Source organism: Paenibacillus sp. sgz302114 (assembly GCF_056120345.1).
The window spans coordinates 161688-183660 of record NZ_JBVYOI010000001.1; the positions used below are offsets into that span (position 1 = coordinate 161688).

The following is a 21973-nucleotide window of genomic DNA, read 5'->3' on the forward strand; positions in this document are numbered from 1 at the left end:
AAAACAGCTTGAGCTACAGTCAGGAGAATATAAACGGATGATTGAAATTCGAGATAAGCAAATCATGATTGACGGAAAGGCTACGCTCATTATGTGCGGCGAGGTTCATTACTACCGGCTGCAGCGCAGCGAGTGGCAGGATCGCATTGACAAGCTGAAGGATGCTGGCTGCAACGCGGTTGCTTCCTATGTGCCGTGGTTGTGTCATGAGCCTGTGGAAGGGCAGTTCGATCTAGACGGACATTCGCGGCCGGAGCTAGATCTTGGCGGATTTATTGATCTATGCCGCGATAATGGACTGTATTTCTTCGTTCGTCCGGGTCCGTTCATTATGGCGGAGATGAAGAACGAGGGTATCCCGTTCTGGGTGTACGATAAGCATCCGGAAGTGATTCCGTATGGCTGGGATGGAGCGGCGGCAACGACGCGCACGCTCGATTATTTGGCACCGGGCTTCTTAACAGCTACGCGCAATTGGTATGCTGCGGTGATGGCGGTGGTAGCTCCGCGGTTATATGGCGATGGAGGGAACATTATCGGCGTACAGCTCGATAATGAGATCGGCATGCTCTCGTGGGTCAGCAATTGCCCCGACCTGACGGAGCATGTTGCTGCGGACTTCGCGGAATGGCTCGGCCGCAAGTATGATGACGTTACGCTGAAGCAGCGTTATCCGTTTGAGCTGGGCGATGCTGAGGTGCGACTTGGTGCTTTGCGCTCGCCGCAGGAGAGCTATTCGGCTGAGCTGCTGCATGATCTGGGCTATTATATGCGGGATCGATTCGCTCGCTATGTCGCTGTGCTTCGCGGCTATGCGGAGGAATTCGGCGTTCGCGATGTGCCGTTCTTCGTGAACATTCATGGCACAGGCGGCGGACGCGGATTCACGTATCCGATTGGTATCAGCCAGCTATATGAAGCGTATACGCAGGCACCTGGCTATGTGTCCGGCTCCGATATTTATTTTGGCGACTTGACTGTGGGGAACTTCCAGGATCTTTATTTAATTAACGGCTTCATGGATGCCGTTCATTTGCCGGATCAACCGCTCACATCGCTGGAATTCGAATGCGGCGACGGCAATTACGGCAACAACTTCGGCGGTCGCTACGATGTGTCGGCAGCTGATTTCAAGACTCGGATATGCATTGCGCAGGGCAACCGGATGATCAACTACTACTTGCTGACTGGCGGCATCAATTACCGGATGGATCAGAAGCTTGGCGACGGCAATGACCGAGTCGCTTTTACAGGCGAGCGTCATGGCTTCGCAGCACCGATCAGTCCGGAGGGCGAGCTCAATTATACGTATCCGCGCATGAAGCGCGCAATTCATACGATGATGGCAGTGAAGGATAAGCTTGCGGTCATGCGGGAAGAGCGGGATGCTGTCTCGTTCGCGTTCATACCGGACTATTACATGACCGAATATCGCTACCCGCAGAGCGAGCGGATGGCGGATATTGTTAGGAATATCGAAGCGAATCGGAGCAGCGGCGGCTGGGAGATCATGGCGCGTTCCATGCTGCTTGCCGGCTACAGGTTCAGCTCCGTCGATATCCAGAACAAGACGCTATGGCCGTTGGAAACGCCTGCGTTGGCATTGCCGTGCGCTCGGTATCTGAGCGCGGACATTCAGCGGAAGCTTGCCGACTATGTGACGGCAGGCGGCGGTTTGCTGCTGTACGGCGAGGTGCCTCAATATGACATGGAAGGCAAGCCGTGCACCATCTTGAGCGATGCGCTTGGCATCCGCGTACTTGGGGCAACCCAGAATGGACCCCATTCGTGGCCGTCCATTATGGCATGCGGCTGGGCAGCGGGTCGCCCGGAGGTGCATACGCATTTCGCGCAGCAGCTAGATCCGGGAACGCATGAAGTTATCATGCGTTTGTACGATACCGATGTGGTATGCGGCGTAGACGTTCGTGTAGGCAAAGGGCGCGCAATTGTTGTTGCGGCGGCGTATAACAGCTGCGATGTGCAGCTGTTCCAGACAGCGCTTGAACGATTGGGAGCAACGGCTGGCTTGACGCATGATAATCCGCATCTCGGCGTGTTCACGACAACAACCGTGAACGCTGAAGGCGAGCGATTCCTGCATGTGCTCAACCTGGACGGCTTCGACAAGGAGTTTCACTTGTACGAGCATGGCGAGAAGCTGCTTGGCGGGCAACGATTGCATATCGCGAGCAAAGACGGCGTCATGCTTCCGCTGAATGTGAGCTTCGGAGACGCGAGAATTGCGTATGCAACTGCGGAGATTGCGGAAGTAGCGGCGGATTCGATCCGCTTCCGGCTCACGCAGCGGCAGGACGTCATTGCATTCGTGACGGCGCGAGAGATCGCTGCAAGCGATGATTATTCGGTGGAGGAGCAAGGCGGTGTGAAGCTCGTCCGATCATCTAAGCACGCGAAGGTGGACGACTCTCTAGTCGTCCGATTCACGGCGGCGAAGTAAGAACGAAATAGGAACGAAGAGAAACCGGCCCTTGTGGTCGGTTTCTTTCGTTCTCTACTTTTCATCTGAAGAAGGGTACTCAGTACCCTTCTTGCGTGAACTTTTGGTCAATGTGTATCCCTGGAGTACACTCTTTGCCGCAATCTGCTGATTTTCAGTTTATATTCCGCCAAAGAAAGAAAGACCCCCAAGGATACATTGGTGGGAATCGATGGAGTAAGGCAAAGTAACTGGTCTGCTGGACTACATTGGTGGAATTCATAATAGTCCTTTCAAAACTCTAACGGTTGCCCGAGAGGTAAGTGCGATTTTAGGAGGAATAGCCTTCGTAGCAACCGTTAGCGAATTTGGCAATTCGGTCTCATGAGTCCCACTTTCTGAAATTACTTCTTGTCAAACTCACGCTAGTAGGTGTACAAGTAAGGAGATTGTAAAAAATGGAAGGTGGTTTGCGATGCAATTCCAAGCTCAAGTGGAGCATTTGAGAACGCCTCACAAATGGGGACGCCCGGTGCTGCAGGCTTCCGGAACGCCGGGACAATTCGATTCCTTGGCGGTCGATTGCCCATTCGTCTTCTACCATCACGGTCAATTTCATATGATGTACATCGGATTTGACGGCTCCGGCTATCAGACGGGACTTGCAGTTAGCGATAATCTGCTCGACTGGACGCCGAAGGGCATTATGCTCGAACGTCTCCAGGGCAGCTCGCGCTGGGACCACGTCGGAGCTGCTGGCTCGTGGCTATTGCTTGAGTCAGACCAGCTCTACGAGATTCCGCGACTGAAGAAGCTGAACAACAAGTACTGGATGATCTATCATTCGTACCCGGAAGTCGGCTATGAAGCTGGCGGAGCGGTCATGGGGCTCGCTTGGTGCGAGGATGAGGAACTGCTGCAATGGCATCGGCAAGACGCGCCAATCTTCACTTACGAGAGCGGGGAGCCTTGGGAGCTAGGCGGCCTGTACAAATGCTGCGTGATCGAACATAACCAGCAATACTACATGTTCTACAATGCAAAATGCACCGGTGAGCCGTGGACGGAGGAGACCGGCATTGCAACCTCGACCGATCTGATCCATTGGACGCGCCACACAAGCAACCCGGTAATTGCAGTTAAACAAAGTACTCATTACAGCCAATTTTTCAGCGATCCTTGTGTGAAGTTCGACGATACGCAAGGCAAATGGGTGAACTTCGGATTCGGCTTTGACAGCCACCACGCGCAAGGGGCGCTTGCCGTATCAGACGACGACGATCTGCTGCACTGGTCCATCTACCCAGAACCTTGGATCAGCTATGGCTCGCAAGGCGAACTCGACGAGACTCATGCGCACAAATCCTCCGTCATCTACTGGAGAGATACGCTGTATCACTTCTACTGTGCCTGCAGACCGGCTCAAGAAGGCGACCGCGCCGTTATCCGGTATGGCGAGTATAACCGCGAATTCAGATGCATTACCGTCGCAACGAGCAAGCCACTTTAGAAGAGATACTCCCGAACTCATATACAAAGTGCCAGCGATGGCAATTTATTAATGGTTTGCAAATAACACAAAAGGTCCGGTCACACCCGCCTGACATAGGCAGCGTGATCGGACCTTTTCCATTAGCCGCCGCAAACAACGAAAGCAGCGCCTGCCCATTCATAATCCGGGTCTTCCTTCGTGCCATCCTTGTACGTCGTAATGAGCGCCCATCTTTCTTTGCCGCTCACATTCGGATAAGAAGCGTGGAACGTCAGGTCATGGAAGATGACTGCGTCACCTCGGCGCGCCTCGAAATCGACGATCCTTTCCTCTGCGATATGCTGCATATCAATCCGATTGTCGAAACTGAGATTATCCGCCACTTTACCGTCATGCGATACGCTACCTTGTTGATGGCTGCCAGGAACGAGCCGCAGACAGCCATTGTCCTTGAGCGCATCGTCAAGCGCGATCCAGACAGAGAATTTGTGGCTGCCGTCCCAATAGGGATGATCCTGATGCCATGGAGAGCCGAAGTCGGTCGCTGCATTTTTCAATACAACTTTGTCGCTCAAGAAGATAATATGCTCGCCAATAATTTCTCTCAGCGCCTCGACAAGCTCATGCTTAACCGTCGCCTGTTTGAACAGTGGGCTTCGTAGCGTCATTCCGACGAGCACACCGGAAGGCCCTGCGTCATTGTCTCCCACTATGTTCACGCACTCCGCTTTGAACGCAGCAACTTCATCCTCCGTATACAACTGCCTCATGATGTAATAGCCCTCCTGCTCGAACTGCTCCTGAACCGTACGTTTCACGCTCATCTGGGCTCACTCCTCTACATGGAATGGATAAATGGCAAATAAAAAAAGCAGATCCGTATCGGCTCTGCTTTCTCTAAGATGCTTACATATTAGCTCGCTGCGGCATTGGCTTTGCTCTGCGGAAGAGTCCCACACGATCTGCACGCGACACGAGGCGGTAGAAGATATCTGCAAGCAAGATGCCGCCGATCGCATCGAACAGGACATGCTGCTTCACGAAGAACGTAGATAGAATAATCGTGGTCGACATGCCATAAATCAGGACTTGATTCAAGCGACCACGGAACTTGCTCGTGTACAGAGCCTTCATCACAAGATAACTGGAGAAGCAGTGAATGCTCGGGAAGCAGTTAAACGGCAAATCTCTGCCATAGACGTAGCTGAGCAATCGCGTGACTGGGTCCGTTCCTGATATTGCAGGGCGCGGCACTGTCGTCTGGAACACCATATAGATGCCATAGCAGATCAAGGCGCAGAGCACATACGTAATGAGCGTGCGGCGATAGACCGCGGGTTCTTTAATAAAGAAATAGATAAGACAAAGATAAATATAAAAAATCCATACGGAATACGGCAGCACGAATATTTTGACGAGTGGTATGGCTCGATCGAGATCGGTAACTAAGCTATATACTTGGGTGGTTGGCTTATTGGTCATTGCATACAGCCAGCCCATCACCGGGAAAATAAGCATACTGATTAAAGGCACAAAGCGTTTCATTGGCCCCTCCCTCACCTTATTCATGATGTTCATACTAGCAAGTCATCTAGCAATCTTGTAATAATAAGATATTGTGATAGAGGTTGCAAGTATAAAAAACAGACAAAATGCGAAGAGGGCGTAAAAAATGGCAAAAATTGCGGTTGTTGATGATGAAGCGCATATTAGAGAGCTTGTTAAGCTTTATTTGAACGATGAAGGCTTCGATATTGCTGAGTTTGCAAATGGTGAAGCAGCTTGGAATTATCTCTCCACCCACCAGATTGATATGGTTATTCTCGACATAATGATGCCGCAGATGGATGGCTGGGAGCTGTGCCGCCGGATTCGCGCTTCAAGCGACATGCCCATTCTCATGATTACGGCAAAAGGCGAGTCCGAGGAAAAAATCAAAGGGTTTCAGCTAGGCACCGACGATTATATGACGAAGCCGTTCGATCCGATGGAGCTCGTCGTACGGGTGAAAGCGCTGCTGCGGCGCTTCCGGATTACGGCGTCGCAATCGGTGCCGATTGGCAGGCTCGTGCTTGATCGCGCGAGCTATCAGGTCGTATATAAGCAATCCGGCGCTGCCGTGACGATTCCGCTGAAGGAATTCGAGCTGCTCTACAAACTTGCGAGCCATCCCGGTCAGCTGTATACACGGGCGACGCTCATAGAGCAAATTTGGGGCTACGAATATGAGGGGGATGAGCGGACGGTTGACGTACATATTAAACGGCTTCGAGAACGATTCTCGGAGGAAGAGGCTGCTTTCCGCATCGTAACGCTGCGCGGCCTCGGTTATCGGCTTGAGGTGCTGCATGATTAAGTCGCTATATGTGCGGACGGTTTTTATTTTTATATTAGCCGTCATTGTAAGCTTGTTTCTGTCGTTCATGGTGGCATCAAAGCTGTATAGCAGCCAAGTGCAGGATCTCAGCGATAAGCAGATGATTGCGAGCGGCAAGCAGATTATTACGATTATCGAGAAGCTACCTCCTGGCAGCATTGAAGTGTTCAAGGCTGCCGTCAGGATGCCAGGTTACCGGGTCCAAATCGTCGATGCGAAAGGTACAACGCTTGCTTATGACGACGACGGCGGGAGCAGCAAGAAGATGCCGATTTCGGCCAAACAAGTGCAGCAGGTCATTAGCGGAGGTGTTTATCATGGCACGGTATCTGCTGACGGCAAGCAGCATGGCCCCGTACATTTGCTAACCGGACTGCCGTTTCAGTATCGTGATGCACCTTATGCCCTCTTCATCTCTCCAGAGTTCGACAAGTTGCTGGATTTGTTTCGAAGAGTCATGTTTACGATCTTGTTGAGCGTTCTTGCATTCGGCAGCATAATGATCGTCCTTGCATCCAGTTATATCGTTAAGCCGGTACAACGGTTGACGATAGCCACGAAGCGGATGGCGCAAGGCGACTTCCGAGTGGGGCTGCTGTCTAAGCGCAAGGACGAGATCGGCGTGCTGACAGCAAGCTTCAATGAGATGGCGGGATCGCTGCGGATGATTGATAAGCTGCGCTCGGACTTCGTCAACAACGTCGCTCATGAGTTCCAGTCGCCGCTCACGTCGATAACCGGGTTCACGAAAGCGCTGCGAACGAAGAAGATGGAGGAGGAGCAGCGCCAGCATTACCTCCAGATTATTGAAGAAGAGAGCCAGCGCTTATCCCGGCTCAGCGCCAATCTGCTCCGTCTGTCCGTGCTTGAACATGATAAAAAGCCCGCGCATCCTTCGAATTTCCGGTTGGATGAGCAGATTCGGCGAATCATCATTGCAAGCGAGCCGCAGTGGCATGCAAATGGGCTTACGCCTGATCTGACGCTTGACGATGTGACGATATTTGGAGACGAGGATAGTCTCAATCAGGTGTGGCATAATTTGATTAACAACAGCATCAAATTTGCGAAGAACAGCGTGCTTGCCATATCGCTTGCTGTGCATGACGGTATGGCTGTTGTTACGGTTTGCGACCATGGCAAAGGCATTCCGCAAGAGGAGCTTGCGCATATTTTTACCCCTTTCTACAAGGTCGACAAGTCGCGTGATTATGCGGTAAAAGGAAACGGGCTGGGACTATCCATCGTGAAACGGATCGTTGAGCTCCACGAAGGAACGATTGAAGTGAGCAGCAAACCGAATGTAGAGACCATTTTTACGGTGCGATTGCCGTTGAATAGAGCTTTTGTGAACACGGATTCCTAAGGACAGTCAAAAATTTGTAACGCCCAGTACATATTCAGTTCAAAAATGTACTGTATAGTTGCCGTATAAAAACCATATAGAGGAGAGACATCACACCATGGCGTGGCTTAGTCGATTTAGTTTAAAAAACAGTGTAGCAGTCATCATATTGTGTTTGCTCGTTCTAGGACTTGGCTTCTATTCGGCAACAAAAATTCAGCAGCAGACGTTCCCGGACGTTGATTTCCCGGCGATTGTCATTTCGGCAGTCAGTCCCGGAGCTTCTACGGAGGAGATTGAAACCGAGATTACGAAGCCAGTCGAGGAGAGCCTGCAAGGACTTAAAGGCTATGACTCGCTGACAAGTACAACCTCCGAGAACTCGGCGAGCGTTATTTTGCAATATCCGTTTGGAACGAATATGGAGGATAAAGTAAAGGATGTCGAGACGGCAATCGCTAAGGCCCAGAAGTCCGACAAAGTGAAGCTGACTGTTCAGCGACTCTCCTTCGGCGCAGCTCCAATCTATGAGGCTGCAGTATTCTCGTCCAAGAACGATCCCGAAGCTCTTCAGAAAGAGCTTGAGACTGGGGTCGTACCGAAGCTTGAGAAAGTTGTTGGCGTAAGCTCGGTTACGCTGAAAGGCGCGATCTCGCAAGAGCTGCGCATTGAAGTGGACAAAGAGAAAGCAAGCAAGCTTGGCATTTCGCTCAGCACCATTCAACAAGCGATTCAACAGCTCGACTTTGCATTGCCGCTTGGCTCTGTGACGGAGGACGATACGTCGATTCCGATTCGTCTGGTCGGCAAGCTGTCTAACTTGCAGCAGATTAAAGATCTTGAGTTGTCAGCTGGCGGCGGAGCGGGAGCGGGTGCGGGTGCAGCATTTGGCGGCGGCGCAGGTGCAGGTGCAGGTGCAGGTGCAGGACAAGCTGGTTCTGGCGGCGGCGCAGCAGCGGCGAAAGTGAAGCTGTCGGACATCGCGAATGTAACGACGATCTCGAAGCAAGACGAGATTACACGCTTTGACGGTCAAGAAAGCTTCGTCATTCAAGTCGCGAAGACACAGGATGCGAATACAGCTGATGTATCGGATGACGTTAAAGACGTGCTCGAAACCTACAAATCGAAAGCGAACCTTGATATTCACTTGATCCAGGACCAAGGCGCGGAGATTAAGAAATCAGTTTCATCGCTTATCCATGAAGGACTTTACGGATCGCTCTTTTGTGTCATCATTATATTCCTGTTTTTGCGTAATATACGAGCGACATTAATCTCCATTATTTCATTGCCGATCTCGGTATTCGCAACGATCGCGCTTATGAACCAGATGGGTTACACACTTAACATTATGACGCTTGGCGGTATCGCCGTTTCGATCGGCCGTATCGTGGATGACAGTATCGTCGTAATCGAGAATATTTTCAGATGGCGTCAGGAAAAAGGCCAGGAGATGAACGGCAAAGAGCTTGCCTATAAAGCGACGAAGGAAGTAATCGGCGCTGTCGGCTCCTCAACGATTGCAACGGTTGTTGTATTCTTGCCGTTGGCATTCGTTACAGGCATCATCGGCGAGTTTTTCCGTCCATTCGCCATTTCGGTCGTTATCTCGATCGTTACATCGCTTCTCGTTGCGATGATGTTGATTCCGGTCTTGGGCGCCAAATTCTTCAATCGGATTAAGCCGCACAAGGAAGGCGGCCGCTTCATTAACTTCTACGAGAAAGTGATTCGCGGCGCTCTTCGCCGCAAGGCTTGGGTGCTCTCGCTGTCTGTTGTCATCCTGATCGCTTCATTCGGCACGATTCCGCTGCTTGGCGTAACGTTCCTGGATGCAGGCAGCGTGCCTTCAATCGGTATTGATTTGACGATGCCGTCGCAAAGCACGCTTGATCAGACGAACAAAACCAGTGAGAAAGTGGAAGGCTATCTGAAGGATCTGAATGGCGTCGATAACTATACAGCAAGCATCGGCGGCGCAGACAATCCGTTCGTGAAGATTGGCAATACGTCGAATAAAGCGAAGTTCACGGTGCAATTCAAAGAAGGCACAGTCATGGACAACATGATTGATAACGTTAGTAAAGATTTGCAAGCGATGTTGAAGAAAGATTCGCCAGAAGCGGTTGTGAACGTCACAGAAGGCGAGCAGGCTGGTCCTCCATCAGGTAACGGCGTGGATGTAAGCTTGTACTCCGATGATCTGACGGCACTGTCCAAAGCAGCGGTTCAAGTAGAGAACTTAATGAAAGCTAACAGCGACATGAAGGATATCTCCAACAACTTGAAGGATGTTACTCCGAAATGGGAGATGGCATTGAATAAAGAGGGCAAGGCGCTGAACGTTTCGTCCATGCAGGTCATGGCGGCTGTAAACGAACAGCTTCGCCCGGTCGATGTCGGCACCTTCACGCTGGATAACAAAGCACGCGACATTACGATGTCGTACATGCAGCAAATTACGAACAAAGAACAGCTGGAGAGCATTGTCATTCCTACAATGGGTGGCATGAAGCAGCTGAAAGAAATCGTGGATATTACAGAAGCGAAAGCGCCTGTTGCGATCAACCACGAGGATTTGAAGATGTATGCACAAGTAAAAGGCAACGTGAAGGATGCGAGCAAGACTTCAGCGGTGACCAAGACGATTACAGACGATATTAACAGCCTATCGCTGCCAAGCAACGTTGAAGTGAAAATCGGCGGCGGTCAGGAAATGATCAACAGCGGCTTCCAAAGCATCGGTATTGCGATGGTTGCGGCAATCGGTCTCGTATTCCTAGTTATGAGCATGACATTCGGCGGATTGCTGACTCCACTCATTATCCTGTCTTCGCTGCTCTTCGTACCTGTCGGTTCCCTTGGTGCGCTTCTCATTACAGGCAATGCGCTGTCCATGAGTTCAATGATCGGTATGCTAATGCTTGTCGGTATCGTTGTTACGAATGCAGTCGTTCTTCTGGACCGTGTCGAGAAGAACCGCAAGGATGGCATGCCGGTGCACGAAGCGCTGGTCGAAGCGTCCAAAACACGACTAAGACCGATTCTAATGACAGCCTGCGCAACCATTCTAGCGCTGCTGCCACTAGCGTTCTCGGAATCGTCGACAAGTTTGATCTCTGGCGGACTCGCGATTACTGTAATTGGCGGTTTGACTACATCCACACTGCTTACGCTCATTGTCGTGCCAGTTATTTATGAACTGACAGGCAAGCGCCGCAAAGTGGTGAAGGAAGTTCAATTCTAATTCATTGAAACAACGAGTATAAAGCCGAAAGCAACCGCCGTAATGGCGAGTCGCTTTCAAGTTTATTGTGCATAGAATGGAGTTCAATGCTGCAAACTCTGTAAAGTAGAGAAGGACATTCAAATCTTATTGTTGAAATAGGAAGCGACCGCTGTAATTGCGAGTCGCTTTCTTTATGAGAAGCTTGTCATGTGGAGGGAAAATAATGAGTAAACAAGTTCAGAACTATCAGAATCATCGCAGGTTTCACCCGCCGTTCCATTTTGTGCTCACATTATTGAATGTAGCGTTACTAATCAGTGCGATTTGGGAGCTTGTCCGCACGGTTAATAACGAGGGGCCGCTATTGCCGTCTTTTATGTTTGTCCTGCTTGCACTGATCTCCTTGTTTATCTTCTTGATCATTCGCTCTTATCCGCTCAAAGCACAGGATCGCGCAATTCGCGCGGAAGAAAACTTGCGCCATTACGTACTGACAGGCAAGCTCCTTGATTCGAGTCTCACTCTGAACCAAACGCTTGCGCTGCGCTTTGCTTCTGACGCGGAGTTTCCATCTCTTTGCAAGAGAGCGGCAGCAGAGCAGCTATCAACGGATATGATCAAACGCTCCATAAAGAGCTGGAGAAGCGATAACGATCGAATCTAATCCGGCTGCAGAGTGGAAATTCGTTGTCACTCTTTATTGGATGTACTAGAATGAACCTAATATTCGTAAGTGAGATCATCCCAATTGACATCGAAGGTGGAGTTACGTACAAATGCGTGCAACGATCAAGGATGTCGCCAAGATGGCGGGAGTTGCTGTATCGACAGTCTCGTATGCCATGAATAACTCACCGAAAATTAGTGAGGAGACGCGCCGCAAAGTCATTCGTGTTGCGCAGGAGCTTAATTTCAGACCGAGCGGAGCTGCACGGAATTTAAAGAAACGCAAAACGAACACGATTGGACTGTTCCTGTACGATCTAGGCGGGCCTTTCTACAGCCAAGTCATTGAAGGGATACAAGAGGTCGTCACCTCGCACGGGTTCAATTTGGTCGTCTGCAGCACATTCGGCGGCGAGAACAGCTCTGCGCATAGGTTTATTAAGGAGCAGTTCGTCGACGGTGCTATCATTATGGGCTCGCAAATTAGCGACAGCCTCATTCTACAGTCGGCCTCGGAATCATTCCCGATTGTCGTGCTCGACCGGGAGCTCAAAGGCGACTATGTGCATAATGTACTTATTACATATGAGCAAGGCGCTTACGATGCGGTTTCCCATCTCATCAAACTCGGGCGCCGTAAGATCGAGTTTCTTAGCGGACCTGTCACGTCCTTCGACAACTCTCTTCGTTATAACGGCTACAAGCGGGCGCTTCAGGAGCACGGCTTGGAAGTGCCGAGCCGAATCAGCTTGTTCGGACGCTGCATGGAAGTAGGCGGCTATCAAGCGGTAAAGGTGATGCTGGCTGGCGGGCAGCCGCCGGATGCTCTCTTCGCGGCGAATGATGAGATGGCAATTGGCGCCATTCGCGCCCTTACTGAGGGTGGCGTTCGTGTGCCAGATGACATTGCGGTTGTCGGCTTCGATAATATTATTCTGGGGCCTTATATTAATCCGCCGCTTACGACGGTTGGTCATTCCAAATACGAACTGGGTGCGATTGCGACGCAGCTCATCTTCAGTGCGCAGAAGGAAGGGAATTCGATTCTGCTTCCGACGCAGCTCATTGTCCGGGGATCATGCGGGGGTTAGCGGTCATGCGATAACAAAAAAGCAGCAGTCTCGTACGGTTCAGCACCGCACGCGAGACTGCTGCTTTTTTTCTGTTAACTGTTAATGGGTCTCCATGCTAGCTGCCGCTTCCTTGCCAGCATCCCCACGCAGCGGCTGCTGTGCGAGTCGCGCTGGATGGTTCAGGAACGCATGCACGCTGAACGATATCGCAGATACAGCCGCTGTTATGACGGCGAGCCAGGCGACTGGCGTCAGCTGTCCGATGTCGTACAAGTGGCCCATCAAATACGGGCCAATGACACGGCCGACAGAGCCAATGCCGCCTGCAAGTCCGAGATAGAACGGCGCATGCTTGCCGCCGCGTTCGCTTAGGAAGGCTGGAATCGCTGGAGCAATCAGCATCTCGCCGAGCGTCGTCAGCACCATGCCGACGATCATGCCCGTGAAGCTGTGCATCCAGAGGATAACGACATAGCCGCTCAAGTAGAACAAGCTGCTGGCTGTCAGCTGAGCCGTAATCGTACGTGCGGCGAGCCGCTTGATAAAGTTCGTGACCGACTGGGCGACGAAGATCATAATGCCGTTCAGCGTCCACAGGTAGCCGAACATCTGCTTCGGCAGCCCTTCGCTAATTATGAAGGGAGAGACACCCGTATTCCATATGCTGTTGCCGAGGTTGATGAGCATGCCTCCGAGCGCCATGAACAGATAGAGCCGCACGTCGAGCAGAAGCGACCAGCCGCTGGCGTTCTCGGGGGACAGCTTCTTCAGCTTGACGCCGCCTGCAGATGAGCTGGTAGTACCCACGCGCTGCAGATAGATCAGGAAGAAGAAAGCGAATAGTCCAGAGCTGACGCCGTTCATCGTGAAGCTGAGCGAGTACGAAATATCGGCGAGGAAGCCGCTGAGCGCCGTACCGATTGCGACCCCGATATTGTTCGCGACATAGATGACGTTGAACAGCTCTCCGCGCCGGTCGGCAAACCGGAAGCCGATGAACGCTTGAATCGCTGGCATTGACGATGAATTGAATAGGCCAATGAGACCCATTGCAGCGATAAAGATCGGCCAGGATTCGCTTAACATCGGAAGCAGAAGCAAGCATACTGCATTCAGCGCCAATGCGCCGATAATGAGGCGTTTCACGCCGACCTTGTGGTAGAGCGATCCGCCAAGCAGCTGTCCTGCGATGCCGCCGAGCGATTGGACCAGAATGACGAGCCCTGCATCGGACATGCTTCTGCCGAGCTGGTCGAAGACAAACATCGTCACGAGCGGCCACATCAACGCGCTGCCGATTGCATTAATGAGGCTCGCGAGCAGGAACACTTGAATTTCTTTCGGGTAATGGCTAAAGATGCGCATAGCTAGTGTTCTCCTGTTGCCTTTGTGAAATGTGAGATGCAAGGATCAAAAAGTTAAATATTTAAACATATTGGACTATTATACCTGATATGCGCAAGTCGTGCTTAAGTCGTTTTCTTCCATTGCGACGGTGATACCCCGATATATTTCTTGAACACTGTGGCAAAATGCTGGCTCGTCTTGTAGCCGAGATCCATCGCAACGTCCGTCACATTCGATCTCGGCTCGCGAAGAAGCTCGCAAGCGCGGTTCATGCGCAGCCGGTCAATGTAGTTCGCAGGCGATTGCCCGTGCAGCGCATGGAAGAGCCTGTAGAAATGCGACTCGCTGACGCCGGCAATGTCAGCGAGCTCCTTGTTCGCCCAGCGGCGCTCAGGCTCCGCCTCGATGCGGCCCGTTAACGCGAGCATCGCATCGCGCAGCTCGCTCTGGATCTGGCGTTCCGCGCGCGGGTAAAGAAGCTGCAACACAATATCGGCAAGATGATGGCGCACGCGGAACAAAGGAGCGGGCAGCTCATCTGATAGCAAGCTGCGAAGCGCTTCGAACTGATCCCGCATCCGGCTGTCGACGTTGATGATGCGCGGCAACTGACGCAGGCTTGCCGCAAGCTGCTGGCGCTCATCATCGCTGAATGACAGCCAGCCCGGCTGCTCTGCGGGATCCACGATGATTACCCACCAGATGCTGCACGGCTCGATATAGTTCAGCCGCGCCCGGTGCCACTCACCGGGGCGGGTATGAAAGCATTGTCCAGTAGAGGAAGGGTGAATGTGCTCATCGACTTCCCAGGTCACTTTGCCTTTTTCGACGAAGACGAATTCATAGCATCGTTCGTGGTTATGGTCATAGAGAGGGGAGGCCTCATGAAAGCGGTCATAGCCTAGCGTGACCAGCTCAGGCAGACTGCTGTAAGCTCCTTTCCCTTCGGCATTCCAGTTATACTCCCAACGATCAGCATGGATTTTGCTTTTGGCCATGAAGGACAGCTCTCCATTCGTGTCTATTCGTCTCTTTATGTTTCTAATCCTATTTGATAGATATTCGGAAGTCAACGCTTACACTGCTGGACTACAATGGGATTGAAGCAGTATCCATATGATTTTTTCGGAAGAGGTGTCCACTACATTATGGCAGTCATTTCGTATCAAGTAACCGAAGAAGATAAGAAGCAGTTCAATGAGACAGGCTATTGGATCAGCCCGAAGCTGATCGATGATGATACAATTGAGCGTCTACGTCACGCGCATGAACGTGTATGGAGCAAGAAGTACGACGGTTTCGGACTTCCGATGCACCACTTGCATCTGTCCGACAATCCGCTCGCGATTCGTAAATTCGATAACGGCTGGTGGATTAACGATGAAGTTCGGGAAGTGGTAACCGACCGCAATCTCGGCCATATGGCTGCCGATCTGCTTGACGAAGATGAGATTCGTCTCTGGCATGACCAAGTGATCTATAAGCCGGGCACGAACGGCCAAGAGACATCGGCAGGCAATGTCGGCTGGCATCAGGACTATGGCTATTGGCGCTGCAGCAGCACGCCGAACATGGTGACGGTCTGGATCGCGCTGCAGGATACCGATCTCAATAACGGCGGGATGATGACGATTCTCGGTTCGCATAAATGGGGAGCCGTAGAAGGCAGCGATACCTTCTTCGAGCAGGATATGAGCAAGTTGAAAGCCAAATTCGCAACACGAGATTGGGTAGAGGAGCCGTGCATTCTGAAAGCGGGTCAAGCAAGCTTCCATCACGCGCTCACTTTCCACGGTTCGGGTCCGAACCTTACTAACGAAGCGCGCCTCTCTGTTGTTGCGCATCTAATGCCGGGCCACACGCATTACCGCGAAGGCAGACAACGTCACGATAACTTGCGTTTCCTTGGTGCTCGACCTGAGCCAGGCATGCCTTTCAATAACGATGCTTATTTCCCGAAGCTTTATTCAAGAACGTAATTTACCTTTACTACAATCATATGAAGAGCCGAGGCGCCCTTAACCAGGGTGCTTCGGCTCTTTGTTATTCTGGGGCAAAGAAGAGGGATTGAACCACGAAAGGAAAGATATCTTGTATACATAGGTCGGCCTCTCTCCGGCGGTATATTCCTATTTGCTGATCGCTCGAACGAAGAAGAAAAATTATTATCTATACTTTTTTTCTAAGTTGGGTTAATATTCCGTTCATATTTCCCCGATATTATGATTAGAGCAAAGGAGGCTGCATCATTGAAAAAGCAGAATAACAAAACATTAATTTTGATCGGACTTATGATCGGCGTTATTTTCTCAGAGCTGGATGAGACGGTTGTGTCCACAGCAATGCCGACGATTCTCCGCGACTTAGGCGGTCTTGCCCTATACGGCTGGGTCGGCGGCGTCTACATGCTTGCGATGACGTCTTTCATGGCGGTACTTGGCAAGCTGGCGGATTTGTATGGAAGGAAGAAAATTTACCTCGTCAGCATGGCGCTGTTTATTGGCGGCTCCATCATTAGCGGGCTTGCTCCGTCGATGGAAGTGCTGCTTGTCGGGCGTGGTATACAAGGGATAGGAGCGGGCGGATTGATGCCGCTTGCGATGGTCATCTTCGGAGATACGTTCCCAGTAGAACAGAGGGCGAAGATACAAGGGCTCTTCGGTGCAGTTATGTTCATCCCGCAGCTGCTAGGACCGCTCATTGGCGGCTTCTTCGTAGAGCATATCTCGTGGCACTGGATCTTCCTCGTGAACATTCCGGTCGGCGTCATCGCCGCGATTATTCTATCGCTTGGCTTGCAAGAGACGAAGGTGGAGCGGAAGATCACCATCGACTGGGCAGGAGCGATCTTGCTCGTTGCCGCGCTTATTAGCTTGCTGCTAACACCGGTGCTGCATCAGACAGAAGGCTACGGCTGGACTGACCCGGTTATTATTGCCTTGATGGCAGTCGGCGCTGCTCTGCTTGCCGTGTTCATCTTCGTGGAATCGCGTGCGAAGGAGCCGATTCTGCCGCTGCATTTGTTTAAGAACCGCAATTTCGTCGTGCTCTCGGCACTTATGTTTGTATTCATACTTGGCCTAATGGGCGCTTTCGCATCGTTCCCGTTCTTCGCGCAGAACGTGCTTGGTCTCTCGCCTACAGTTGCCGGCTACTTATCGCTGCCGCTTATGATCGGCGCAATCGGAGCCAGCGTCGTGGCAGGTCGTTTCATGACGAAGGTGCCGTACCGCAATATCTACATCGTGTCGTTCATCCTGCCGATCATTGCGTTTTACCTGCTGACGACAACGAATGCACACACGCCAATCATTACGTTTGTGATGTATTTCATCATTCTCGGTCTTGGCTTCGGAACGATGTTCAGCAACCAGCTTATCGTGCAGGAATCGGTTGAGAAGGAGCATAACGGTATCGCTCAATCGTCGATAACGCTGTTCCAATCCATCGGGATGACGATCGGCTTCAGCGTGTTCGGTTCCGTGCTGGCCGCGCATATTACATCAGGCCTGACGAAACTAGCTGCTAAAGTGCCGGATCAGGCTGCGGCGATCGCAGGCATGGCGACAGGCACGATTCCGAAGAAGACAGATCCATCGCTCGTTGAACAAGTGAAGGATGTTTTCGCAGGCGCTTTCCATAATTTGTACTGGATTGCGTTCGTCTTGGTTGTATTGGCATTCTTCATCTGCTTTGGACTGAAGAAAGAAGTGCTCACAGCGACATCGGCTGAAAAGGCGGATGAGGACGGCGAAGGTTCGGTAAAAGCGGTATGATAGCTGCAATCGATTTGGACGATGAGCGGCAAGTGAGAGAGCTGCTGAATGTGCAGCTTCTCTCCTACAATGTGGAAGCGCGGTTGATTGGGTTCTTCGGTATTCCCGGCCTGCATGATACTGTGGACACTCTGCAAGCTTGCGGGGAGCAGTTCTTCGGCTGCTGGCAGGGAGACACGCTCACAGGAGCGGTATCCTTCAAGGAGGAGAACGGCGTCATCGACATCCACCGGCTTGTCGTGCATCCCGACTTCTTCCGCAGAGGGATCGGCGAACGGCTAGTGAGCCATGTGCTGGATACATTCCAGCATCGCGCCGCGAGGTTCATCGTCGCCACAGGAGCTGCTAACTTGCCGGCGATACGGCTGTATACGAAGCTAGGCTTCGTGGAGCAGCGCGAGGTGGAGGCTGCTCCGGGGTTCTTTATTGCGGAGTTTGAGAAAGTGGTACAATAAGCAAGCTATAGACCAACAAAAGGCAAGCTCACTTGGTGAGCTTGCCTTTAATGTTAATGGCTGCATTTCAATATGCCGAACTTACAGCGAAAGCTTCGAAGGCTGGCTCCCGTTTTTGTACCAGCTCATGATTTCTCCTGAAACAGTCGGCTCAATGCCTCTAATGACATATTCCCTTGCTCTAGAAGGTTCATCAATCTCTATTTCTAGCGTTCGCAAGCCTAATTGACGTTGCAGGCGATTCTCTGTAACAACCAAAGCTTCTATCGCTTTGCGAAGCACGAATATCGTTGTTGTGGTCAAGCCGGCTTTGACGATAACCAACTGATTATTCACAATTCCCCACTTGCTTCTGCTCGTAATAAAAGCTCTATAGAGCATGATAGCCGCAACAAGGAGAACGATGAACCATAGTTCCGGAACGTACATGGAGGCTGCTGCCATTCCAAGCAGCAGATATCCTAACGGATAAAGCATGCTATACATAATTGCGCGCCTCTTCGGATTTTCACCTTTTGGCTCGGCGATTTGAAACTCAGGAAGCAATCGATGAAGGAGGGGACGTAATTCATTTTTTTGTAACGATGGAATTAGAATCTTTGTTTTAAAATCTCCGCCATATCCCACACAATCGATCCAAATCGAGGCGTAACCAAACCAGCGGCTGAGCGGCTGCTCTTTGATCCGAACAGACTGGATTTTCGTAACGAGAATTTGAATGTTTCGTTTCTCGAAAAGTCCATAGCTTATTGCTATCGTATTGTCGTGCCGGCTTACAGTCCAACCGTGGTATCTGACCATAATGAGTGCGACAGAGAGTAACCAGGATAATAGCGCGCAACCGCCAATGACAGTAATCAAATCCAGTAAAAACTGTCCGATGTTGCTGGAAAATAAGTGCAGCAATTAATCGAATGTTCCTTCTATCGTTGAATCCAATTCGTCTGATGCCTGCCACGTGAATTTATTGATATACTGAAGAGCTGTCAAGACGAAAGGGATACCGAGCCAGAACAAATTTGAACTAATGGACAGCATGAAAATGCCTTTTATCGAGATGGTGGTTGTGTTTCCTGTTAGCTCCTCTTCGCGGATTAGGTTTCCTTTTCGATGAATATACGACGTAAACGCCTCATATTTCTTTCTGGAAATAACGAGCCTTGCATCGGCATCCTCATTCGAGTCTGAGGTTTGAATACTTACTTTCATAATGCCCAGCAACCGATACAGCCAGTTTTGGCGCGCATCCAGAGTTGTGATGTTACTAATTGGAATCGATCTCTGTAAGGTGCGATACACGCCGCCCTTTAAGAGAAGTGTGCCGTTAAGCAAAACATAGGTTTCCTTATACCAAGAAATATACGACCAAACGATAACCGTAATCGTCACGATTGCTGCGATCAGGTAAACGAAGTTCGATTGAGAGCCGGTCTTTCCTTTGATTTCGTTAATGATGAAGAGCGAGGTTGGAATAACGAGGTTTCTTGCAAACCGGTATAGCTTGAGAAGAAGCGCAATGGGATGATGACGGTTAATCCGCGTATACATTGGAATCACCTATTTTAGCTTTTTGGATGATGAAGTTCCTTATTTTTTCTGCTCGATCATTAGCTAAACCATAGATGCTGTGTGCTCCTCCAGCTGTAGTGATGACCAATTCAACCAACCCGTAATGCCGCATGATCAGATTCTCTTCGATATCGACATGCTGAATGCGGTTCATAGGAATAAGACTGCTCCTTCTGCCGAGAAAACTCCCTTTTCTGATGAGGATTTCGTCTTCGGTTACCGTATAAGAGTATAGGCGATATTTGCGCTGCGCTCCCACCGTTTGAAACCAAATAAACACGAGGATCAGCACGAGCATGATTAAAGCAACGACAAGGGTGATTTCCCAAAATTTTGGGACGAGCACGGCAACAATGATAATTAGCGCGATGCCTATCAGCTCATAGAACCCACAGCGCAATTGCATTCTCAACTTCCAATATTGAATGAGCATTGGATTTAACTGCTGCTCTTTATCCATTTACAAATTTCTCCTTTTTCTTTTAGTATAGCTGATCGGGGCAACTTTGTAAGTGAAAGGTTGTTCTCTTGCAGCCATTAGAGGTAGAATGAATAACGACATCAGGAGCACTTACGCTAACACCAAGTTAAGCTGTAATGAAAGCGGTCTTATTCGGCCCGTTCATCTCCTTGTCCGCAGAGCACATGCTTTGCTGGCAAGGAGTTTTTTAGTACGCGCTAATACGGAAAGGTTGGGCCACAGTGAAGAAGACTCAACGCAAAACACGCAATATCGACGTCCTGCCCTATCAGCTGAAGCATCGGTTGTTCGCCATGCTGGCATTGTCGGTACTCATCCCTCTGTCGCTAATCGGCGCCATCTCTTATTACGGGATTTACAACGTGCTGCAGAACAAGGTTGAGAAAGGTGTCGTCAAAAGCTTGGAGCAGGAGCGCAAAGGGATGGAGTCGGTGCTGAGCAACCTCGACTACTCCTCACGCCAGCTCGCCTTCGAAGGGAAGGTCGGCAAAGACTTGAAGTCTTACCTCGCGACAAGCGATCCGCTTGACAAGAAGCTGCTCGGCACGGAAATCGAGAATTACATTTCCCTCATCAACTACACCAATCCGCTGCTCGGTTTGACCGCCTATTACTTGCCGGACTCGAAGCCTATCCGCTGCTGCAGCGCTATTTTATTACGGGGATTACGCTTGGCTCGGTGAAGGAGTAAAGTTATACTAGTTCAAGGGTATAACAAATGATGGGGGAGCGTTCGAAATGGCTGTTATTCATATGACTTTCTTTTCAAGCGTACTTGGCATGACGTCGCCGCTGACGGTTATTATGCCGCAAGATGTGCAGCCTGGCGAGAAGCTGCCAGTGCTCTACATGCTGCACGGATTGAGCGACGATGATACAACTTGGCTTCGCCAGACGACGATTGAGTACCAGCTGGCGAGTCGCCGCATGGCTGTTGTGATGCCGAACGTGCACCGCAGCTTCTATTCCGATATGGCGTATGGCCGTAAGTATTGGACGTATGTAAGCGAAGAGCTGCCGAAGATCGTGAAGGCGATGTTCCCGATCTCGGACCGGCGCGAAGATACGTTCGTGGCGGGCTTGTCGATGGGCGGCTACGGCGCCTTCAAGCTGGCGCTTGCGCATCCTGACCGTTATGCGGCGGCTGCAAGCTTCTCCGGAGCGCTCGATATCCGCGCATTGCCTCATTTGTTTGAAGGCAATGAGTTTACGGAGATTTTCGGTGACCTGGAGGGGACGAAGGAGCACAAGGACGATCTGTTCCATATTGCAGAGCGTGCGGTGCAGTCGGGGGCGAAGCTGCCTGCGCTGTATCAGTGCTGCGGGACGGCGGACTTCCTGTACGAGGACAACATTCGCTTCTTGAACTATACGAAGGAGCTCGGCGTTGAGCTGACGTACGAGGAGGAGCCAAACCACCAGCATGAGTGGGGCTATTGGAATATGAAGCTGCCTCGCGTGCTGGATTGGATCGCGGAAGTGACGAAGTAGAGCTGGACCGAAGTGGAACCTGTAGCGGGAACCGAGAGCCAAGGCGAAGAGCCGGTGAAGGAACCGAAGCAGAGGATGCTTCGGTTTTTTTGTTTTTGAGCGGCGCGAAGGGGCTGCCGAAGGAGGTCGTTGATCGCGCACATAGGCGGCTGGCGGATTGGCGGCGCTGAGAGAGCATATACGTGCTCTCAGCATGAAAATCGGCCGCTGATGGTCTGAGAGTGCAGAT

The 21973-nt window shown here is 51.1% G+C and carries 19 protein-coding genes; 12 read left to right on the forward strand and 7 right to left on the reverse strand.

Annotated elements, in window-relative coordinates; translation table 11 throughout:
- Positions 1-37 precede the first annotated feature (37 nt).
- Positions 38-2461: a beta-galactosidase gene (locus AC0LWF_RS00720; RefSeq protein WP_474649663.1), complete on the forward strand. Its 2424-nt coding sequence runs from the start codon at positions 38-40 to the stop codon at positions 2459-2461.
- A gap of 454 nt (positions 2462-2915) precedes the next feature.
- Positions 2916-3950 carry a hypothetical protein gene (locus tag AC0LWF_RS00725; RefSeq protein ID WP_474649664.1) on the forward strand — a complete coding sequence of 345 codons (1035 nt, stop codon included), beginning with the start codon at positions 2916-2918 and terminating at the stop codon, positions 3948-3950.
- Positions 3951-4072: 122 nt separating this feature from the next.
- Here AC0LWF_RS00725 and AC0LWF_RS00730 read toward each other — a convergent pair whose 3' ends face one another.
- Together AC0LWF_RS00730 and AC0LWF_RS00735 are read right to left on the reverse strand one after the other, a co-directional pair.
- Positions 4073-4756, reverse strand: coding sequence for a phytanoyl-CoA dioxygenase family protein (locus AC0LWF_RS00730; protein WP_474649665.1), 684 nt, complete (start codon positions 4754-4756; stop codon positions 4073-4075).
- An 82-nt stretch (positions 4757-4838) separates the two neighbouring features.
- Positions 4839-5477 carry a phosphatase PAP2 family protein gene (locus AC0LWF_RS00735; protein WP_474649666.1) on the reverse strand — a complete coding sequence of 213 codons (639 nt, stop codon included), beginning with the start codon at positions 5475-5477 and terminating at the stop codon, positions 4839-4841.
- Between the two features lie 127 nt (positions 5478-5604).
- On the opposite strand from AC0LWF_RS00735, the gene AC0LWF_RS00740 reads away from it, so the two are divergent.
- The 5 genes from AC0LWF_RS00740 (at position 5605) to AC0LWF_RS00760 (ending at position 12643) form a co-directional block, all read left to right on the forward strand.
- Complete coding sequence (locus AC0LWF_RS00740; RefSeq protein WP_474649667.1) at positions 5605-6288, forward strand: response regulator transcription factor; 684 nt, start codon at positions 5605-5607, stop codon at positions 6286-6288.
- The gene (locus tag AC0LWF_RS00745) at positions 6281-7675 is read left to right on the forward strand and encodes a sensor histidine kinase (RefSeq protein WP_474649668.1); all 1395 of its coding nucleotides are present in this window, start codon (positions 6281-6283) and stop codon (positions 7673-7675) included. The genes AC0LWF_RS00740 and AC0LWF_RS00745 overlap by 8 nt, the downstream gene beginning before the upstream one ends.
- A gap of 97 nt (positions 7676-7772) precedes the next feature.
- On the forward strand, positions 7773-10904 hold the full coding sequence (locus AC0LWF_RS00750; RefSeq protein WP_474649669.1) for an efflux RND transporter permease subunit: 3132 nt from the start codon (positions 7773-7775) through the stop codon (positions 10902-10904).
- A gap of 205 nt (positions 10905-11109) precedes the next feature.
- Positions 11110-11550 carry a DUF6526 family protein gene (locus tag AC0LWF_RS00755; RefSeq protein WP_474649670.1) on the forward strand — a complete coding sequence of 147 codons (441 nt, stop codon included), beginning with the start codon at positions 11110-11112 and terminating at the stop codon, positions 11548-11550.
- A 112-nt stretch (positions 11551-11662) separates the two neighbouring features.
- On the forward strand, positions 11663-12643 hold the full coding sequence (locus AC0LWF_RS00760; RefSeq protein WP_474649671.1) for a LacI family DNA-binding transcriptional regulator: 981 nt from the start codon (positions 11663-11665) through the stop codon (positions 12641-12643).
- Positions 12644-12724: 81 nt separating this feature from the next.
- On the opposite strand, the gene AC0LWF_RS00765 is transcribed toward AC0LWF_RS00760, so the two are convergent.
- Positions 12725-13990 carry an MFS transporter gene (locus tag AC0LWF_RS00765; protein ID WP_474649672.1) on the reverse strand — a complete coding sequence of 422 codons (1266 nt, stop codon included), beginning with the start codon at positions 13988-13990 and terminating at the stop codon, positions 12725-12727.
- Between the two features lie 104 nt (positions 13991-14094).
- Complete coding sequence (locus AC0LWF_RS00770; protein ID WP_474649673.1) at positions 14095-14970, reverse strand: helix-turn-helix domain-containing protein; 876 nt, start codon at positions 14968-14970, stop codon at positions 14095-14097.
- Positions 14971-15120: 150 nt separating this feature from the next.
- On the opposite strand from AC0LWF_RS00770, the gene AC0LWF_RS00775 reads away from it, so the two are divergent.
- From AC0LWF_RS00775 to AC0LWF_RS00785, 3 genes are all read left to right on the forward strand, one after another.
- Positions 15121-15951, forward strand: a complete 831-nt coding sequence (locus AC0LWF_RS00775) for a phytanoyl-CoA dioxygenase family protein (protein WP_474649674.1) — start codon at positions 15121-15123, stop codon at positions 15949-15951.
- Positions 15952-16221: 270 nt separating this feature from the next.
- Complete coding sequence (locus AC0LWF_RS00780) at positions 16222-17748, forward strand: MDR family MFS transporter (RefSeq protein ID WP_474649675.1); 1527 nt, start codon at positions 16222-16224, stop codon at positions 17746-17748.
- Complete coding sequence (locus AC0LWF_RS00785; RefSeq protein WP_474649676.1) at positions 17745-18203, forward strand: GNAT family N-acetyltransferase; 459 nt, start codon at positions 17745-17747, stop codon at positions 18201-18203. Before AC0LWF_RS00780 ends, AC0LWF_RS00785 begins: the two co-directional genes overlap by 4 nt.
- A gap of 81 nt (positions 18204-18284) precedes the next feature.
- On the opposite strand, the gene AC0LWF_RS00790 is transcribed toward AC0LWF_RS00785, so the two are convergent.
- The 3 genes from AC0LWF_RS00790 to AC0LWF_RS00800 are packed head-to-tail and all read right to left on the reverse strand — an operon-like array spanning position 18285 to position 20232.
- Positions 18285-19109, reverse strand: coding sequence for a PH domain-containing protein (locus tag AC0LWF_RS00790; RefSeq protein ID WP_474649677.1), 825 nt, complete (start codon positions 19107-19109; stop codon positions 18285-18287).
- Complete coding sequence (locus AC0LWF_RS00795; protein WP_474649678.1) at positions 19110-19751, reverse strand: PH domain-containing protein; 642 nt, start codon at positions 19749-19751, stop codon at positions 19110-19112.
- The gene (locus tag AC0LWF_RS00800; protein WP_474649679.1) at positions 19735-20232 is read right to left on the reverse strand and encodes a PH domain-containing protein; all 498 of its coding nucleotides are present in this window, start codon (positions 20230-20232) and stop codon (positions 19735-19737) included. Before AC0LWF_RS00800 ends, AC0LWF_RS00795 begins: the two co-directional genes overlap by 17 nt.
- Positions 20233-20474: 242 nt before the next feature.
- Between AC0LWF_RS00800 and AC0LWF_RS00805 the strand changes: the two genes are divergently transcribed.
- Positions 20475-20936 (forward strand): hypothetical protein, encoded by a 462-nt coding sequence (locus AC0LWF_RS00805; RefSeq protein WP_474649680.1) that lies wholly within the window; start codon positions 20475-20477, stop codon positions 20934-20936.
- A gap of 55 nt (positions 20937-20991) precedes the next feature.
- Positions 20992-21744, forward strand: a complete 753-nt coding sequence (locus tag AC0LWF_RS00810; RefSeq protein ID WP_474649681.1) for an alpha/beta hydrolase — start codon at positions 20992-20994, stop codon at positions 21742-21744.
- Positions 21745-21973: the final 229 nt, after the last annotated feature.

Bases quoted from the DNA above. Each gene is read 5' to 3' on its own strand.
- AC0LWF_RS00725 (WP_474649664.1), top strand. From the start codon at position 2,916: ATGCAATTCCAAGCTCAAGTGGAGCATTTGAGAACGCCTCACAAATGG.
- AC0LWF_RS00785 (WP_474649676.1), top strand. From the start codon at position 17,745: ATGATAGCTGCAATCGATTTGGACGATGAGCGGCAAGTGAGAGAGCTG.
- AC0LWF_RS00720 (WP_474649663.1), top strand. From the start codon at position 38: ATGATTGAAATTCGAGATAAGCAAATCATGATTGACGGAAAGGCTACG.
- AC0LWF_RS00810 (WP_474649681.1), top strand. From the start codon at position 20,992: ATGGCTGTTATTCATATGACTTTCTTTTCAAGCGTACTTGGCATGACG.
- AC0LWF_RS00735 (WP_474649666.1), bottom strand. From the start codon at position 5,477: ATGAAACGCTTTGTGCCTTTAATCAGTATGCTTATTTTCCCGGTGATG.
- AC0LWF_RS00745 (WP_474649668.1), top strand. From the start codon at position 6,281: ATGATTAAGTCGCTATATGTGCGGACGGTTTTTATTTTTATATTAGCC.
- AC0LWF_RS00750 (WP_474649669.1), top strand. From the start codon at position 7,773: ATGGCGTGGCTTAGTCGATTTAGTTTAAAAAACAGTGTAGCAGTCATC.
- AC0LWF_RS00755 (WP_474649670.1), top strand. From the start codon at position 11,110: ATGAGTAAACAAGTTCAGAACTATCAGAATCATCGCAGGTTTCACCCG.
- AC0LWF_RS00765 (WP_474649672.1), bottom strand. From the start codon at position 13,990: ATGCGCATCTTTAGCCATTACCCGAAAGAAATTCAAGTGTTCCTGCTC.
- AC0LWF_RS00770 (WP_474649673.1), bottom strand. From the start codon at position 14,970: ATGGCCAAAAGCAAAATCCATGCTGATCGTTGGGAGTATAACTGGAAT.
- AC0LWF_RS00760 (WP_474649671.1), top strand. From the start codon at position 11,663: ATGCGTGCAACGATCAAGGATGTCGCCAAGATGGCGGGAGTTGCTGTA.
- AC0LWF_RS00800 (WP_474649679.1), bottom strand. From the start codon at position 20,232: ATGGATAAAGAGCAGCAGTTAAATCCAATGCTCATTCAATATTGGAAG.
- AC0LWF_RS00775 (WP_474649674.1), top strand. From the start codon at position 15,121: ATGGCAGTCATTTCGTATCAAGTAACCGAAGAAGATAAGAAGCAGTTC.
- AC0LWF_RS00795 (WP_474649678.1), bottom strand. From the start codon at position 19,751: ATGTATACGCGGATTAACCGTCATCATCCCATTGCGCTTCTTCTCAAG.
- AC0LWF_RS00730 (WP_474649665.1), bottom strand. From the start codon at position 4,756: ATGAGCGTGAAACGTACGGTTCAGGAGCAGTTCGAGCAGGAGGGCTAT.
- AC0LWF_RS00740 (WP_474649667.1), top strand. From the start codon at position 5,605: ATGGCAAAAATTGCGGTTGTTGATGATGAAGCGCATATTAGAGAGCTT.